This is a genomic window from Streptomyces sp. NBC_00162 (genome assembly GCF_024611995.1).
In the GTDB taxonomy this organism is placed as follows: domain Bacteria; phylum Actinomycetota; class Actinomycetes; order Streptomycetales; family Streptomycetaceae; genus Streptomyces.
In genome coordinates, this window is sequence record NZ_CP102509.1 from 2,653,447 (window position 1) to 2,668,631 (window position 15,185).

Annotated in this window: 13 protein-coding genes; 1 reads left to right on the forward strand and 12 read right to left on the reverse strand. The window is 69.9% G+C overall.

Going from position 1 to position 15,185, the window contains the following annotated elements:
* The 4 genes from JIW86_RS12515 to JIW86_RS12530 form a co-directional block, all read right to left on the reverse strand.
* Complete coding sequence (locus JIW86_RS12515; RefSeq protein ID WP_257553825.1) at positions 1-1,332, reverse strand: cation:proton antiporter; 1,332 nt, start codon at positions 1,330-1,332, stop codon at positions 1-3.
* 6 nt (positions 1,333-1,338) lie between these two features.
* Positions 1,339-2,127, reverse strand: coding sequence for a thioesterase II family protein (locus JIW86_RS12520; RefSeq protein WP_322975518.1), 789 nt, complete (start codon positions 2,125-2,127; stop codon positions 1,339-1,341).
* A 156-nt stretch (positions 2,128-2,283) separates the two neighbouring features.
* Positions 2,284-3,540 carry a cytochrome P450 family protein gene (locus JIW86_RS12525; protein ID WP_257553826.1) on the reverse strand — a complete coding sequence of 419 codons (1,257 nt, stop codon included), beginning with the start codon at positions 3,538-3,540 and terminating at the stop codon, positions 2,284-2,286.
* A 115-nt stretch (positions 3,541-3,655) separates the two neighbouring features.
* Positions 3,656-4,402, reverse strand: a complete 747-nt coding sequence (locus tag JIW86_RS12530) for a class I SAM-dependent methyltransferase (RefSeq protein WP_257553827.1) — start codon at positions 4,400-4,402, stop codon at positions 3,656-3,658.
* A gap of 443 nt (positions 4,403-4,845) precedes the next feature.
* Here JIW86_RS12530 and JIW86_RS12535 point away from each other — a divergent pair, with 443 nt between their 5' ends.
* Positions 4,846-6,489, forward strand: a complete 1,644-nt coding sequence (locus JIW86_RS12535) for a bifunctional 3-(3-hydroxy-phenyl)propionate/3-hydroxycinnamic acid hydroxylase (RefSeq protein ID WP_257553828.1) — start codon at positions 4,846-4,848, stop codon at positions 6,487-6,489.
* A 3-nt stretch (positions 6,490-6,492) separates the two neighbouring features.
* Here JIW86_RS12535 and JIW86_RS12540 read toward each other — a convergent pair whose 3' ends face one another.
* From JIW86_RS12540 to JIW86_RS12575, 8 genes are all read right to left on the reverse strand, one after another.
* Positions 6,493-7,392, reverse strand: a complete 900-nt coding sequence (locus JIW86_RS12540; protein WP_257553829.1) for an ROK family protein — start codon at positions 7,390-7,392, stop codon at positions 6,493-6,495.
* A 15-nt stretch (positions 7,393-7,407) separates the two neighbouring features.
* Positions 7,408-8,040 (reverse strand): HAD-IA family hydrolase, encoded by a 633-nt coding sequence (locus JIW86_RS12545; RefSeq protein ID WP_257553830.1) that lies wholly within the window; start codon positions 8,038-8,040, stop codon positions 7,408-7,410.
* 133 nt (positions 8,041-8,173) lie between these two features.
* Complete coding sequence (locus JIW86_RS12550; RefSeq protein ID WP_257553831.1) at positions 8,174-9,250, reverse strand: Gfo/Idh/MocA family protein; 1,077 nt, start codon at positions 9,248-9,250, stop codon at positions 8,174-8,176.
* Positions 9,247-10,407, reverse strand: a complete 1,161-nt coding sequence (locus JIW86_RS12555; RefSeq protein WP_257553832.1) for a DegT/DnrJ/EryC1/StrS family aminotransferase — start codon at positions 10,405-10,407, stop codon at positions 9,247-9,249. Before JIW86_RS12555 ends, JIW86_RS12550 begins: the two co-directional genes overlap by 4 nt.
* 226 nt (positions 10,408-10,633) lie before the next feature.
* A complete protein-coding gene (locus JIW86_RS12560) occupies positions 10,634-11,446 on the reverse strand; it encodes a shikimate dehydrogenase family protein (protein ID WP_257553833.1) in 813 nt (270 codons plus the stop codon).
* The gene (locus JIW86_RS12565) at positions 11,443-12,702 is read right to left on the reverse strand and encodes a 3-deoxy-7-phosphoheptulonate synthase (protein ID WP_257553834.1); all 1,260 of its coding nucleotides are present in this window, start codon (positions 12,700-12,702) and stop codon (positions 11,443-11,445) included. Before JIW86_RS12565 ends, JIW86_RS12560 begins: the two co-directional genes overlap by 4 nt.
* 1 nt (position 12,703) lies before the next feature.
* The gene (locus tag JIW86_RS12570; RefSeq protein WP_257553835.1) at positions 12,704-13,771 is read right to left on the reverse strand and encodes a 3-dehydroquinate synthase family protein; all 1,068 of its coding nucleotides are present in this window, start codon (positions 13,769-13,771) and stop codon (positions 12,704-12,706) included.
* A gap of 6 nt (positions 13,772-13,777) precedes the next feature.
* Entirely contained in the window at positions 13,778-15,121 is a 1,344-nt protein-coding gene (locus tag JIW86_RS12575; protein WP_257553836.1) for an NAD(P)/FAD-dependent oxidoreductase, read from the reverse strand.
* Positions 15,122-15,185 lie beyond the last annotated feature (64 nt).

Consider the following 15,185-nt stretch of genomic DNA (forward strand, 5'->3'; position numbering starts at 1 on the left):
TCAGACCGAGGCGGGTGGTGAGGGCGTCAGGTCGCGCGGTTTGCCGCCGCCCATGCCCATCTCCGTCTCGGCATTCTCCTCGATCCGGTCCATGGCCGCGCGGAGAATGGGCGGCGCCATGAGGGAGGTCACGATCGCCACGAGGATGATGATGGTGTACGTCTCGGGGCCGAGAATGCCGAGCCGCAGCCCCACCATCGCCACGATCACCTCGATCACCCCGCGGGAGTTCATGCCGGCTCCGAGGGCGAGGGCCTCCCACCGGCCCAGCCCGCTCAGCTTCGCGCCGATGTAGGCACCCGCGAACTTGCCGAGGACGGCCACGGCGAGCACCGCGCACGCCGCCGCCAGAACGGCGGGCCTGGCCAGCGCGGTCAGGTCCATCCGTATCCCGGCCGTGGCGAAGTAGACCGGGGCCAGGAAGGCCAGCACCGTGGTGCGCAGCGGGGCCAGCTTCTCCCGGTCCAGCTCGCCGCTGGTGGCGATCAGTACGCCGCACACGAAGGCGCCGAAGACGGCCTCCAGACCCATCGCGTGGGTCGCCGCCGAGCCCAGCAGGACGATCAGCGCCGCCACCGCGACGGTCGGGCCCGCCTCCGGGGACCGGTTGGCCGCCCTCAGCGCGATCCTCACCGCGGGGCGGCCCACCAGCACCGCGAACAGCACGACGCCCGTGGGGTACAGCAGGGCGGCGGCGATCTTCCCGGTGGTCAGCCCGACCGTTGCCATCGCCGAGACGATGGAGAGCAGGAACCAGCCGATGACGTCGTCGATCACACCGGAGGCGAGGGTCAGTTGTCCGACCTCGCGGTGGAGGAGGTTCATGTCTATCAGCGTCTTGGCGATCACCGGGATGGCGCTGACACACAGGGCCACTCCGAGGAACAGGGCGAACACCGTCGGGTCGGTGCCGCCCGGCAGGAGCGAGGACGGCAGCAGGAAGCCCACGGCGACGCCGAGCCCCAGGGGCAGGAGCAGACCGGCGAGACTCACCCGGACCGCGGTGGCCCCGCGCCGTTTGACGAGATCGAACTTCAGCTCCATGCCCGTGACACCGACCAGCAACAGCACGCCCAACTGCCCCACCGCATCGAGGAGATGCATCTGGCCGGGCTGCTTCGGCAGCAGCCAGTCGGCGAAATCGGGCAGCACGTGGCTGAGCACCGAGGGACCGAGTATCACTCCCGCGAACAGCTCGCCGACGATCGCGGGCATCTTGAACCAGGCGGCCAGCTGGCCCAGGGAAAGAGCCAGGAGAAGGAGGAGCGCCAGCTGGAGAAGAAGCACCAGCAACGAGTGGTGGGCGATGGTCGGTACGGGTACGGAGCTCATCTCACGTCACCTCAGATCGCTGCCTGCATACGCATCGACGCTCTTCCGGGCCAGACTCTCCGCCAGCAATCCGACCACGCGCTCGTTCTGATCGACGAGGTAGAAGTGGCCTCCCGGCAGTACGTGGAGCTCCGTCGGCCCGGTGGTGTGCTCCTCCCAGGCTGCCGCTTCGTCGATCGAGACCCGCGGGTCATTGTCTCCGGTGAGCACCGTCACCGGGCAGTCCAGCTTCCGGCCGCGTTCGTACCGGTACGTCTCGACGGCACGGTAGTCACTGCGGATGGCCGGCATGATCATTTCCAGCAGCTCGGGGTCGGTCAGCATGGCCGAGCTGGTGCCGCTCAGCTTCCGCAGCTCGGCCACCATCTGGTCGTCCGACTCCATGTGGACCCGCTCCTCGCGATGGCAGGAGGGGGCCCGCCGGCCGGAGGTGAAGAGCCGTACCGGCGAGGGGAGGCCGGCGTCCTGGATGCGCAGCGCGACCTCGTACGCGAGAACGGCGCCCATGCTGTGTCCGAACAACGCCAGGGGCCGGTCGTCGAGCCGGCGCACCGCCGCGAATATCTGATCGGCCAGGTCGGGGATGCTGGCTATGTTCGGCTCGTGGCGCCGGTCCTGCCGCCCCGGGTACTGGATCGCCAGCACCTCCACCGCGGGCGCGAGCGCCCTGGACAGCGGAAAGTAGAAGCTCGCAGACCCGCCGGCGTGCGGCAGGCACACGAGGCGGACCCTGCTGTTCGGCGCCGGGTGGGATCGGCGTACCCACTTCTCGAATTGCTCCGCTGCTTGAGGCACGGCCAGAAATTCCTTTCGGGAAGGCGGGATCCGCGCCGGCCCCGATCATCGCAGTGTCTTTTCAGGAGCGTAGGACAAGCGCGACCGGCCGGACATCCCTCGATCTGATAGGTCAACCACCTTGAAAACCAAGGCGGATACCGGCGATGACCGCGCTCAGCCGAGCCGCAGCGGGAGCTGCGCGACCGCGGTGAAACCGGTCCGCAGCACCCACGGGATCTCCTCGCGCCCTGCGGCGAGGGACATGTCCGGGAACCGGGCGAACAGCGCGTGCAGTGCCACCTCCGCCACCTGGAGGGCCAGCGGTGCACCGAGGCAGTAGTGGGCCCCCTGCCCGAACCCGAGGTGGCCCGTCCCGGTCTCCCGGCCGACGTCCAGCCGCTCGGGATCGTCGAACTTGCGCGGGTCGGTGTTCGCGGAAAGGATCAGCGGCAGGACCGGCGCCCCCGCCGGGATCGTCACCCCGCCCAACTCGACGTCCTCGGCCGGGTACCGGGGGTTGCCGAACTGGGTGGGCCCCAGGCGCATGAGCTCCTGTACCGCCTGCGGCCACCGGGACGGGTCCGCGCGCAGCGGCGCGAGCTGGTCCGGGTTCTCGAGCAGGGCGAGCACCGAGTTGCCGATCAGGTTCATCGTCGTCTCGTAGCCGGCGAGCACCAGGGTGAAGACCAGTTTGACCATCTCCCGGTCGGAGAGGCGGTCGCCGTCGTCCTCCTGGGCCTGTACGAGTGCGGTGACCAGGTCGTCACGCGGCTCGGCGCGCCGGCGCGCGATCACGTCCAGCAGGTGGTCGGCACACTCGCGAAAGACGGTCGGGAGGCGCTCGACGTGCTCCATGGGCGCCATCAGGACGCGCCCCCACGCGTACCAGTCCGGGCGATCGGCCTCGTCGATCCCGACCAGCTCGCTGATCACGGTGGCCGGCAACTGGAAGCAGAACGACTCCATGAGGTCGACCGGCTTGCCGTCGCGTCCCGCCTCGGCCAGCCGGTCGAGCAGCGTCGCGGTGATCTCCTCGACCCGCGGGCGCAGCCCGGACACCCGCCGTGCGGTGAACGCCCGGGAGATCAGGCGCCGCAGCCGGCGGTGGTCGGCGCCGTCGATCTCGATCAGCTTGCCGGAGAGGTAGTCGACCACGTCGGACGGGATGTTGAGCCGCTTCATGACCGTGAACCGGCTGTCCGAGCTGCCTCCCCGCACCGATGCCGGGTTGTTGAGGAACTGCGGGTCGGTGAGGACGCGGCGCACGTCGTCGTAGCGGGTGACCAGCCACATCGGCGTCCCGCCCATCATCGAACCGGTCAGCACCGGCGCCTGCTCACGCATCCGCGCGTGCGCGGCGAACGGGTCGGCAACCAGTTCCGGCGAGAACAGGTCGACCGGGGCGGCCGGGTTCTCGGCGGTGGCGGTCATAGGTCTACCCCTTCGTGTCAAAGAACTCCGGCCGCACGCGCGGCCGGCTGCTGTACGAGCAGCCGGCCGCGTGGAGCCCGCGCTGGACGGGCTGATGACCTGGCAGCGGCTGCTGCTAGCCGGCGCGTACGGCCGTGAGCTGCCAGACGGGAGCCTTGATCTCGCCCTCCAGCTCCTCGTCGGGCCAGGAGAAGGCCGGGTCGAAGGCGACCGGCGCGTCGGGGGCGCCCTCCGCCGGCTTCGCGCCCAGCATCTCGCGGATGCCCTCGTGGGTGAGCGTGGTGTCGTACATGGCCAGCTCGAGGGAGGCGATGTCCCACTTCTCGCCGAACGTCTCACGGAGGTTCTTCTCGGTGACCCGCTGCACGGTGGGGAAGGGCGCGTGCGCCTCTGCGGCGAACACCCACAGGTGCAGCTTCGCACCGGGCTTGGTGGCACGGTGCAGCGCGGCGACGTAGGCGCGCTGGGCGTCCGCGGTCAGGCAGTGGTAGAGCGCGCTGTCGACGACCGTGTCGAAACGGCCTTCGAAACCCTCGAGGCTGGTCGCGTCGGCGACGGTGTACTCGACCTCGACGCCCGCGGCCTCGGCCCGCCTCTTCGCCTCCTTGACGGCGGTCGGGGCCGCGTCGATGCCGGTGACCCGGTGGCCGCGCGAGGCGAGGAAGATGGAGTTGCCGCCGAGCCCGCAGCCGATGTCGAGCACGTCGCCGGTGATCTGGCCCGCGTCCTCGAGCGCGATCAGGAGCGGCTGCGGCCCGCCGATGTCCCACGGCGCCGGGGCGCCGACCAGGGTCTCTCCTCGGTAACCTGCGTAAAAGGCATCGTTGTCGAGGGTTTCCAGTGAAACTTGCTTTCCGGTCACACGAGCCTCCAGCGAATTGTTCAACGAGATTGATTTTTAGCATCCGGCCGCACTGGCATACCGTCAACCGCGGGAATACTCCGAACCGGCAGCGGTGGCGAACTACCCAGGCCTTGTTTCCGCGCGCTGGACACTGTGGAACCCGCAACTTGCATCGTCCTTCCACAGGTTAGGACGGGCGTCACCGGGCGTGCATCCCTCGATCTGATAGTCATTTACGGGGCAGCCCATAGAGCATGGAGGGCCCGCTGAGCATCCCTCAACCTGATAGGTTTTACCGATCCTTGACACGCCTCGAACGCCGGAATACTATTCTGGCAATTTTCCAGCGTGGCGGAATTCAGCCTTCAAACAGCGCGGACCTGTGAAGTTTTCCTTGACGCCGTTTTTCGAAGTGCTCACTGATCTGCCCACAGCATGCGACTAGGGGCGAGATGCCAACCATGCGAACGCACGATACGTACTCGAATCCGACGGACACGGACGTCGTCATCGTGGGCAACGGGCCGATCGGTGCCACGCTCTCGGTGCTGCTCGCCCAGCGTGGCTGGCGGGTGACGGTGCTCGAACGCCGCCCCCGGCCGTACAAGCTTCCCCGGGCGACCAGTTTCGACGGGGAGACCGCCCGGCTCCTGGCCGGCACCGGAATCGGCCCGGAACTCGACCGGGTCACCGAGCCGGCCAACGGCTACCAGTGGCAGACCGCCGCCGGCGCGGTGCTGCTGGACATCGGGTTCACCACGGCCGGTCCCTACGGCTGGCCGGACGCCAACACGATGCACCAGCCGGCTCTGGAGGAGCTGATCGCGGCCAGGGCGGCGGCGCTTCCCGGCATCACGGTGCTGCGCGGGCACGAGGTCGTCGGGATCTCGGACGGCGGGGAACGGGTGGAGGTGACCGCCGCCACCGACGACGAATCGACGCGCGTCCTCACCGCGAGGTGGGTCGTGGGGTGCGACGGCGCCAACAGCTTCGTGCGCGACCACCTCGACGTCTCCGTCACCGACCTCGGGTTCTCCTACGAGTGGCTGCTCTGCGACGTCGAACTGCGCCAGCCGCGCGAGTTCACCCCCAGCAACGTGCAGATCTGCGATCCGGCCAGGCCCACGACGGTGGTGGCCAGCGGCCCCGGGCGCCGGCGCTGGGAGTTCATGCGCCTGCCGGGCGAGAGCGCCGCCGAGCTCAACCGGGAGGAGACGGCCTGGCGGCTGCTGGCGCCGTTCGGCGTCACCCCCGACACGGCCACCCTGCTGCGCAGCACCACGTACATATTCCAGGCCCGTTGGGCCGACCAGTGGCGAGTGGGCCATGTCCTGCTGGCCGGCGACGCGGCCCATCTCATGCCGCCCTTCGCCGGGCAGGGCATGTGCTCCGGCATCCGGGACGTCGTCAACCTGGCGTGGAAGCTGGACCTGACGCTGCGCGGGCTCGCGGCCGAGTCCCTGCTGGACAGCTACACGGAAGAACGCCGTGCGCAGGCCAAGGAAGCGATCCTGGCGTCGGTCCAGTTGGGCCGGGTGATCTGCGTGACGGACCCGGCGGACGCCGCCGAGCGGGACGCCACGGTGCTGGCCAACCGGCGCGGCCGGCCGGCGGCGCGGCCGGAACCGGCGAAGCCGCTCTCGGACGGGCTGCTTCACCGGCGGTCCGCAGCGGAGGCGGCCGAGCGGGCGGCGGGTGCCGTCGTACCCCAGGGACGCGTGGGCCGACAGGGCCGCAGCGAGCTGTTCGACGAGGTCGTCGGCCGTGGTTTCATGCTGCTGACCAGCGACGATCCGTACACCGTGCTCGACGAGGAGCGGCTTTCGTTCCTCGTCGGCCTGGGGACCCGCGTGGTGCGGCTGCTGCCGCCCGGGCAGGCGCCGGAGGAGGCCGACGGCGTGGCCGATGTGATCTGCGTGGAGGATGTGGACGACGTCTACCGGCCGTATCTGGCGCGGTTCGGGGCGACTTCTCTGCTCGTCCGTCCGGATTACCACGTCTTCGGTGCCGCGAGCGGCCCGGGCGGCACCGAAGCGCTGGTCGACGACCTGCGGGACCAGCTGCGTGCCGCGGTGCCGGCCGGTGCACCGCACCGGGCCGGCTGACGGTCACGGCGCGATCTGCCGGGCGAGCGCCAGCGCCCCGCGCAACGACGACAGGCCGCCCAGCGCTGCCGGTTCCACCGGCAGCGGGGGCTGGCCGGGGCGGGCCAGCCCGGCAAGGTGGTCGGACACCAGCCCGACGAGCCCGGGGATGCCGGCCGCGAAGCCGCCGCCGATCAGGACGCGCTGCGGATGGACCAGTTCCTGGACGCCGGACACCGCGGTGGCCAGGGCCCGGCACGTCTCTTCGACCGCGGTGACGGCCCACGGCTGCCCTTCGTGCAGCGCCCGCCGAAGTTCCTCGAAGGTGGCGGGCGCTCCCCGCAGATGAGCCGCGCGGCGCAGGGTGGCCGGTCCGGAGGCGATCGCCTGGAGGCATCCCCGGCGGCCGCAGACGCACGGCGCACCGCCCATGTCGACGATCACGTGTCCGATCTCGAACGAGCCGCGGCCGAGCCCGGGGCAGAGTGCGCCTCGGAGGACGAGACCGCCGCCGATGCCGGTGCCCACCCCGAGGTAGAGCAGGTCGTCGCAGCCCGAGGCCCGGGCCTCCGCGAGTGCGCCGAGATCGCCGTCGTCCGCCCAGGCCACTGCCGCTTCGGGAAACAGCGCACGCAGGGACTCGTCCAGAGCGAGCCCGTTCCACTCCGGCCGGCTGGGCCAGGCGGTGATCCGGCCGGCCGGATCGACCGTCCCGGGCATCGCGACGCCCACCGCCCGGAGTGGCGTTCCTATCCTTGTCCGCAACTCGCCCACATGTCGGGCGAGTTGCGCCAGGTCCCGGGCGGCGCTGTGCCGCGGGTCCCACCGGAACGCGGACTCGTCAACACACTCCGCGCCGGCCTCCACCCGGAAGGCGACCTTGGTGCCCCCGATGTCGACACCGAGGTGATGTGCCTTCTCCATGCCCGTTGACGGCCCTCAGCCGCGGGGCACGGACGGGCACAGTGCCAACAGGTCGGCAGGGCGGTGCAGGACGGCGCCGGGCTGAGCGGCCAGCAGTTCGTCCTCGTCGTCGACATCGGCCCACAGCGCGGCGGCCGAGGCCACACCGGCGCCCTTCGCACTGGCCAGGTCGGTCGGTGCGTCACCGACCATGATGGCCGCCTCGGCCGGCAGCCCCAGCAGATGGAGAGCGTGCTCCACGATGTCCGGGGCCGGCTTCGGGTTGGCGACCTCGTCCGACCCGATCACGTGGTCGAAGAAGGGCAGCAGGCCCAGCGTTTCGAGGAGCGAGCGCGCCCGCGGCCCGCTCTTGCCGGTGGCCACCGCGAGCCTGTACCCGCGCACCCGCAGGGTCAGCAGCAGCTCGACGATGCCCTCGAAGACCGGCACCTGGGGCGCGAGCCGATAGCTCTCGCGGACGAAGGGCTCCTCCATCTCCAGTGGGAGGTCCATGATCCGCATGATGTCCGGGAAGTAGCGCCCTTGGTGGCGCCGGTACTCCTCGAACGGCGCCGTGCCCTCACCGACGACCTCCTTGTACGCGATGGCGAACGCCTCTTCCATCACCGCGAAGCTGTCGACGATGACCCCGTCGAGGTCGAAGATCACGGCGCGCCTGACCGCTGGCAGCGTCTCCGTCTGCGGTCGCCCTACCGTTGTAATTGTCATGTGATGCCCATTCCGTGCGTCTGCTCGTTCTCTTGGAACCGGTGCTTCCACCGGCTTTGCCGACCATCCGCCGCTAGGCGGGCACCACGTTCCGGGCGCGCACGGAGCGGGCCGACGCGTAGAAGTCCTCGATGACGCGGACCGTCGTACGGGCCTCGCCGATGGACCTGCCGCGGTTGCCCGGATCCGTCAGGATTCCGGCGAGGCCGTCCAGCTGGCGCCGGTACTCGTTGCCGATCGGCTCGTCCGGCACCGGGATGGACGTGGTGGTGCCTTCGCGGGTCAGCAACAGCGTCGACTGGGGCCGGCGGTTGGGGCTGAAGCCGAAGGTGCAGCTGAGCTCGGCGGTTCCGCCGCTGCCCACGACCTGGATCGTGGAGACGTCCAACGCCTCGTGCGAGGCCCAGCTGGCGTGCAAGGAGACCGAGACGCCGTCTTCGCGGACGAAGAAGCCCCGGGCGGTGTCCTCGACGTCGCCGTCGGCGTCGGCCGCGGGCTGGTCGTGCCGCCATGCCGCGCTCCACGAACCCATGTTCACGAAGTCGTTCGCCGTCACGCCGACGACCTGTGTGAAGCGGGCCGGACCGAGCAGGGACGCGAGCGTGTCGAGCAGGTGCCATCCGAGGTCGAACAGCACACCGCCGCCGGCCTTGCTGCGCTGGGTGAACCAACCGCCGGCCTTGGGGATGCCGCGCGCCCGGACCCAGGACAGGTCGACGTGCCGGATGTGACCGAGGTCGGGCACCAGGCCCGCCAGGGCTCCCACGTCGCTGCGGTAGGGGGCCGCGCTGCCCGCCAGCAGCATGGCGCCGCCGCTGCGTTCGGCGGCCGCCAGGGTGTCGGCCTCGTCGGAGGTCAGGCAGACCGGCTTCTCGAGGAAGACGGAGATGCCCTTGCCGAGCAGGGCCGCGGCCACCTCGGCATGCAGGAAGTTGGGTACGGCGACGACGGCGAGGTCGACCGACCGGGCGGTGAGCGCGTCCACCGTCGGGTACACGGGAATGCCCAGCGCACGGTCGAATGCCGCGCGCGCCGCCGGTTCGGTGTCGGTGACGGCCACCACTTCGAAGTCGGCGTGCTCTCTCAGCAGGGGGAGCCACAGCTCCCGCCCCGCCCAGCCGAGCCCGACGATGGCCACCCTGACGCTCATGCGGTGCTCACCGCGTCGGCGATGATCGCGGCGGTCAGGTGCAGGTCTTCCTCGCTCGCGAGCAGCGTGCGGTGGTGCAGCCAGATGCAGTCCTGGCTGATGGCCTCCGAGTTGGGGCAGCGCTCCGCGAGCTCGTCCGGGGTCGCGTCGGGCGCGCCGATCTCCCAGAAGGCGTCGGTGCGGTAGATCGCGCGGAATCCCGCGAACGCCGGCAGGCCGGCCTCCACGAGCCGGTCGACCAGGGCGTTGCGGTCGTCCTCGCCCATGCCGGGCACCCGGAACATGGCCATGTAGTGCGAGGGGACGTCGGTGCGCTCGTCACCGCGCTGCGGAACCACGCCGTCGATCGACTCGAGCAGCTTGGAGAGCAGGGCCCAGCGCTCGTGGCGCGTCGCTATCTGATCGTCCAGGCGGCGCAGCTGGGCCCGCAGGACCGCGGCCGAGAACTCGCCCAGTCGCAGGTTGGAGCCGGCGATCACGTGACGGTACCGGCGGTCGGTACGAGGCCGTCCGCAGCTGTGCCGCAGGAACGCGTTCTCGTACATCTCCGAATCCGGGAACAGCACGGCGCCGCCCTCGCCGGCGGTCATCAGCTTGCCGTTCTGGAAGCTGAACGCGGCGACCGAACCGAGCTCGCCGACGCGCTTGCCCTGCCAGCGGGCGCCGTGGGCGTGCGCGGCGTCCTGGAGCAGCGGGACGCCCGTATCGGCGGAGAGCTTGTCCAGTGCGTCCATGTCCGCCAGGTAGCCCGCCATGTGGACCGGCATGATCGCCCGGGTCCGCGAGGTCACGGCGGCGGCGGCCGCAGCCACGTCGATGGAGTAGGTGTCCGGGTCGACATCCACCGGGACCGCGACGGCGCCGAGTCGCTGCGCCGCCTGGGAGGACGAGATGAAGGTGAAGGCCGGGACGATGACTTCGGAGCCCGGTCCGACGCCCATGACCTGGAGGGCGAGTTCCAGTGCGTGGGTTCCGTTGGTGACCGCGAGGGCGTGGGCGGCACCGTGGTGCTCGGCGAACTCCTGCTCGAAGGAGTCGACTTCACTCCCGCCCATCCGCCACCACTGGCCCTGCTCGAGTGCACGGATGAGCCCTTCCCGCTCACTCTCGTCATACTGGGGCCACTGGGGGAATTCCGGCGCCTGTCGCACGTTCATGTTTCTCCAAGGAATGGATCTGACTCGACGCGAGGTGCGAAACGGGCGGAGCAGCGTGCCACAGAGAAAGACGCGCGCGCACGAGCACTTGCCGTCGAGATCGCGGAAGAGGCGCACACTCCGCCCCGTGCAGCGTCATGTGCAGTCAGAATGAGCTGAATTACCGTCCAGCGTAGAGCGCTGCCTGCGACGGCGCATCCCTAGATTTGGTAGTTGCACCCATAATTCAGTTCAGATCGAAGAAAGCTCGATAGGAATTCAGTTGCCCCTCGAGCATGTGAATACCGTGATGGATGGGGTGTCCCAGTGCGGCTGCTTCACGGAGGAGCCGCGTCTCACGGGGTTTCATGACGATATCGGCCACCACACTGTCAGGCGGCAAGGAGTCCAAGGGGAACGGAAGCGGATCGTCGGTACGCATTCCGAGCGGTGTGGCGTTCACGGCGATGTCGATGTCCCGCAGGTGCGGTCCGTCCGAGGCGCATATCCGGCCCGGCCAGTACGTGCCGAGGCGGGCAACCAGCGCGCCGAGCTTCGGGGCGTCCACGTCGTACACCTCCAGCCGCTCGACACCGGCCGTCAGCAGCGCCACGGCGACGGCGCATCCCGCGCCACCGGCTCCGACGAGCGCCACCCGCCTGCCTCGGGGGTCGTGCCCGGCGCCGACGAGACCCGCCACGAATCCCGAACCGTCGAAGTTCTCGGCGAGCCAGCTGCCGTCGGCCTCCCGGCGCAGCACGTTCGCACTTCCGACGATGTCCACGTTCAGGCCGCACCGGTCGGCCAGCCTGCGGACGGCCACCTTGTGGGGCACCGTGATGAACATGCCGTCGAGGTTGTCCACCCGCTGCAGCCCGCGCACGACGTGCTCGAGGTTCTCCGGCCGGGCGTGCACCGGAACGACCACCGCGTCGATCCCGAGGCGCGCGAAGAGCGGATTCATCAGCGTGGGCGCCTGGACCTGAGCGACGGGATCCCCCAGCACGGCATACAGCCGGGTGGTGCCCGTGATGGGGATCCCGGGAGGCTGTCCGGTCATCGCAGCGCTGCCTCGACGACATCGGCGGCCGCGAATTCGGCGACCTGGAAGGCGAGTTCCATCGACTGTTCCGCGTTGAGGCGGGGATCGCAGGCCGTCTGGTAGCGGGCCGGCAGGTCGGCTTCGGTCACTCCCGAGGGACCGCCGAGACATTCCGTGACGTCGTCACCCGTCACTTCGACGTGAATGCCGCCGGGGTGGGTGCCCAGCCGGCGGTGGACTTCGAAGAACCCGGCGATCTCGTCGGCTATGCGCCGGACGTCGCGGGTCTTGTATCCGTTGGCCGACGTGTGGGTGTTGCCGTGCATCGGATCGCACTGCCAGATCACCTGGTGACCGGAGGCGGTGACCTTCTCCACGATCGGCGGCAGCACGTCACGGACCTGTGTGTGCCCCATGCGGCTGACCAGCGTCAGTCGCCCGGGTTCATGGTGCGGGTCGAGCCGCCGCACGTATTCGACGGCCATTTCCGGGGTCGTGCCCGGACCTATCTTGAGGCCGATCGGGTTGGAGAGGAGTTCCGCGAACGCGATGTGCGCGCCGTCGAGCTGACGGGTGCGCTCGCCGATCCACAGGAAATGCCCCAGCCCGCTGGACAGTCGGGGCTCCGGCCCCGTCGTGTCCACCCGCAGCAAGGACTTCTCGTAGTCGAGCAGCAGCGCCTCGTGGCCGACGTGGACGTCGTGGAACGAACGGACCAGGGCCATCGCGCGTGCCGCGTCGGCGTGGGCCCGCAGCATCCGGCTGGGATCGGCCGTCCGGGCCGCGAGCGTGGGCTCGACGGAGTTGATCACGTCGCCGCGGTAGACGGGCAGCCCCAGTGCGTCGACGGCCTGGGAACGGGGTTTGGCGTACTGGCCGGCCATGCGGGCGATCTTGACCACGGGCAGTCCGGTGCCGGCGGCGAGCACGGCGGCCATGTCCACGAGCGTCCGCAGATTGGCCCGCACATGGGCTTCGGTGTTCCCGGCGAAGGTTTCGGCGCAGTCACCGCCCTGGAGCAGGAACGCCTCGCCGCGCGCGACCGCGGCGAGCTGCCTGCTCAGCCGTGCCGTCTCGGCCGGCGCCACGATCGGCTCGGACCGGCTCAGCAGTTCCACCGCGTCTCTGGCCCGTTGCGGGTCCGGCCAGACGGGTTGCTGCGCTGCCGGCCGGGCCAGCGCTGCCTCCAGCCGGTCGAAAAGCGGACGGTCCACCGCTGGGGCAGCGACGGCCGGTCCGTCGAGATCGGCCGGCCACTGGGTCACAAGCTTCATTTCAAACCACATCGATCGTGGAGGCTCCGAGCGCGGCGTCGCCGACGAGGTCGGCCATCCGTGCCCGGGGCATCCGGTCCAGGACCCGCGCGACCACTTCGTGGGGCACGTCGCTCACCAGTTCCGCGCCCTTCGGGCCGTCCAGAACGAAGCCGAGTCCGGTCATCGCCTTCTTGTCGTGCCGCATCAGATCCATGAGGACCGCGGGATCGGCCTCGGCCGGCAGGGCGGTGGGGAGACCGTAATGCCGGACGATGTCGCGGTGCTCCTCCACCCGCGCCTGGTCGATCCGGCCCAGGGCGCCGGCGAGCCTGCCCGCGAAGACCGTCCCGATGGCCACCGCCTCGCCGTGGCGCAGCGCGAAGTCGGTGGCCTTCTCCAGCGCATGGCCCAGCGTGTGGCCGTAGTTGAGCAGGTGCCGGAGTCCGGTGTCCCGCTCGTCCTGCTCCACGATGCCGGCCTTGAGGGTGACACTGGCGGTGATCTGCTCTTCCAGCGACAGCCCGCGCAGGTCGGCAGCGCCGATGAAGTGGCAGCGGGCGATCTCGCCGAGACCGTTCAGCAGCTCCCGGCGCGGCAGGGTCGACAGGTAGTCCGTATCGCACAGCACCGCGCTGGGCTGCCAGTACGCACCGACCAGGTTCTTGCCGGCCGGGAGGTTCACCGCCGTCTTCCCGCCGACGCTGGCGTCCACCTGGGCGAGCAGCGTCGTCGGGAGGTGGATCACGGGGACGCCACGGTGGTAGAGCGCCGCCGCGAGCCCGACCACATCGGTGGTCGTGCCGCCGCCGCAGGAGACGACGACGTCGGACCGGGTGAGCCCGAACCGTACGAACTCACCGCACAGCGCCTCCACCGTGGCGAGGGTCTTGTCCTGCTCGCCGTCCCGGGCCGGCAGCAGCAGGGTTTCCACACCGGTGTCCGGCACCCATTCCTCCGGGCGGGCCGACACCACTACGGCCCGCCTGGCGCCCAGCCGTTGGATGATCTCGGCGAGCGACGTACGCACCCCCGGGCCGATGAGGACGTCGTACGAATGGTCTCTGAGGCGCAGAGGAATGGAAGCCATCACGTTCTACCGACCCGCCGTCGCCCTGTGTGCGCGCGCCGCGGCCCGCTCCTTACGGTCGAATTCGTCCAGCTGGGGATAGGACGGGCAGCCGTACACCCGCTTGAACGGGGCGAACGTGTCCCATTCGGTCCGCCGCCGCATTTCCTGTGCCATGGGGTTGTGCTCACTCCAGAAGTCGCCGCCGATGAGCCGGATCACGTACTTCTCCAGGGCCTCGCGCCGCGTGAAGCGGGCGGCGTCGGCGGCAACCGACACCAGCTCGCCCTCGTAGTAGGCGTGGATGAGGCGGATGTACGTGTCGTAGCCCGTCTTGAAGTAGTTGGAATACGTGTCGAACAGGCGGCCCTCCGCCGCGGGGTCGGCCAGCGCCGCCCCGAGCGTCTCGGCCGCGCGGACGGCGGTGGCCGTCGCCACCAGCACGCCGCCGGAGAACATCGGGTCGCCGAAGCAGCCGGCGTCTCCGACCATGAGCCAGCCGGGCCCGGTGACCGTGTCCGAGTGGTAGCAGTAGTCGGTCTCGACCCTGAGGTCCGTGGTGGGGCGGGTTCCGGTCAGGCGCGCGGTGATCCTGGGGATCCTGGCCACGTGCTCCTCGAACGCCTTCTCGGTCGTCGTCTTGCGCAGCACGTCGCGCGGCATGACCGTGCCCACGCTGATGGCGTCCTTGGACAGCGGGATCGCCCAGACCCAGCCGTCGTCGTGGGCGCCGACCTGGATGTCGCCCTCGACGCCGAGGTTGTGGCTCTCGTCGAGTCCTTCGTAGTGCCGGAACACCGCCACCATGCGGAGCTTCTCGAGGGTCTTGCGCAGCCCGAAGCGGTTGGCGATCCGGCCCGCGCGGCCGCTCGCGTCGACCACGTAGGCCGAACGCAGCTCGTGGCCCTGGCCCTCGCGTTCGTAGCGGACGCCGACCATCCGGTCACCGTCCATGAGCAGCTCGGTCACGTTGGCTCCGAAGAGGACCTTCGCGCCGGCCGCCTCGGCCTGGTCGGCGAGCATCTTGTCGAACTTGGCGCGCTCGACCTGGAAGGCGCTCCGGTGCCGTCCCTCACCCTGCTTGGTGAAGTCCGCGCGGAAGACGCCCTCAAAGAACTTCGTCTCGGTCGGGTCGATGAACTCGCCGCCGAACTTGGGGACGTAGCCCTGCGCCTCCACCGCCTCGCGCAGCCCGATCTGGTCGAACAGGCCCATCATGTAAGGCAGCAGGGACTCGCCTATGTGGAATCGGGGGAACTCGTCCTTCTCCAGCAGCACCACGTTGTGGCCCTGCCGGGCGAGGACCAGGGCGCTCACCGCGCCGGCCGGTCCTCCGCCAATCACTATTACATCAGCCGATTCTCTTTCCATTGTGTTCTCCCTTCCGTGTTCCGACTCGTTTCGAATTTCATTTCGGGATGAGCGGTGTTACGTG

Bases quoted from the DNA above. Each gene is read 5' to 3' on its own strand.
- JIW86_RS12555 (WP_257553832.1), bottom strand. From the start codon at position 10,407: ATGAACGTGCGACAGGCGCCGGAATTCCCCCAGTGGCCCCAGTATGAC.
- JIW86_RS12565 (WP_257553834.1), bottom strand. From the start codon at position 12,702: ATGAAGCTTGTGACCCAGTGGCCGGCCGATCTCGACGGACCGGCCGTC.
- JIW86_RS12515 (WP_257553825.1), bottom strand. From the start codon at position 1,332: ATGAGCTCCGTACCCGTACCGACCATCGCCCACCACTCGTTGCTGGTG.
- JIW86_RS12540 (WP_257553829.1), bottom strand. From the start codon at position 7,392: ATGGAGAAGGCACATCACCTCGGTGTCGACATCGGGGGCACCAAGGTC.
- JIW86_RS12560 (WP_257553833.1), bottom strand. From the start codon at position 11,446: ATGACCGGACAGCCTCCCGGGATCCCCATCACGGGCACCACCCGGCTG.
- JIW86_RS12525 (WP_257553826.1), bottom strand. From the start codon at position 3,540: ATGACCGCCACCGCCGAGAACCCGGCCGCCCCGGTCGACCTGTTCTCG.
- JIW86_RS12535 (WP_257553828.1), top strand. From the start codon at position 4,846: ATGCGAACGCACGATACGTACTCGAATCCGACGGACACGGACGTCGTC.
- JIW86_RS12575 (WP_257553836.1), bottom strand. From the start codon at position 15,121: ATGGAAAGAGAATCGGCTGATGTAATAGTGATTGGCGGAGGACCGGCC.
- JIW86_RS12550 (WP_257553831.1), bottom strand. From the start codon at position 9,250: ATGAGCGTCAGGGTGGCCATCGTCGGGCTCGGCTGGGCGGGGCGGGAG.
- JIW86_RS12570 (WP_257553835.1), bottom strand. From the start codon at position 13,771: ATGGCTTCCATTCCTCTGCGCCTCAGAGACCATTCGTACGACGTCCTC.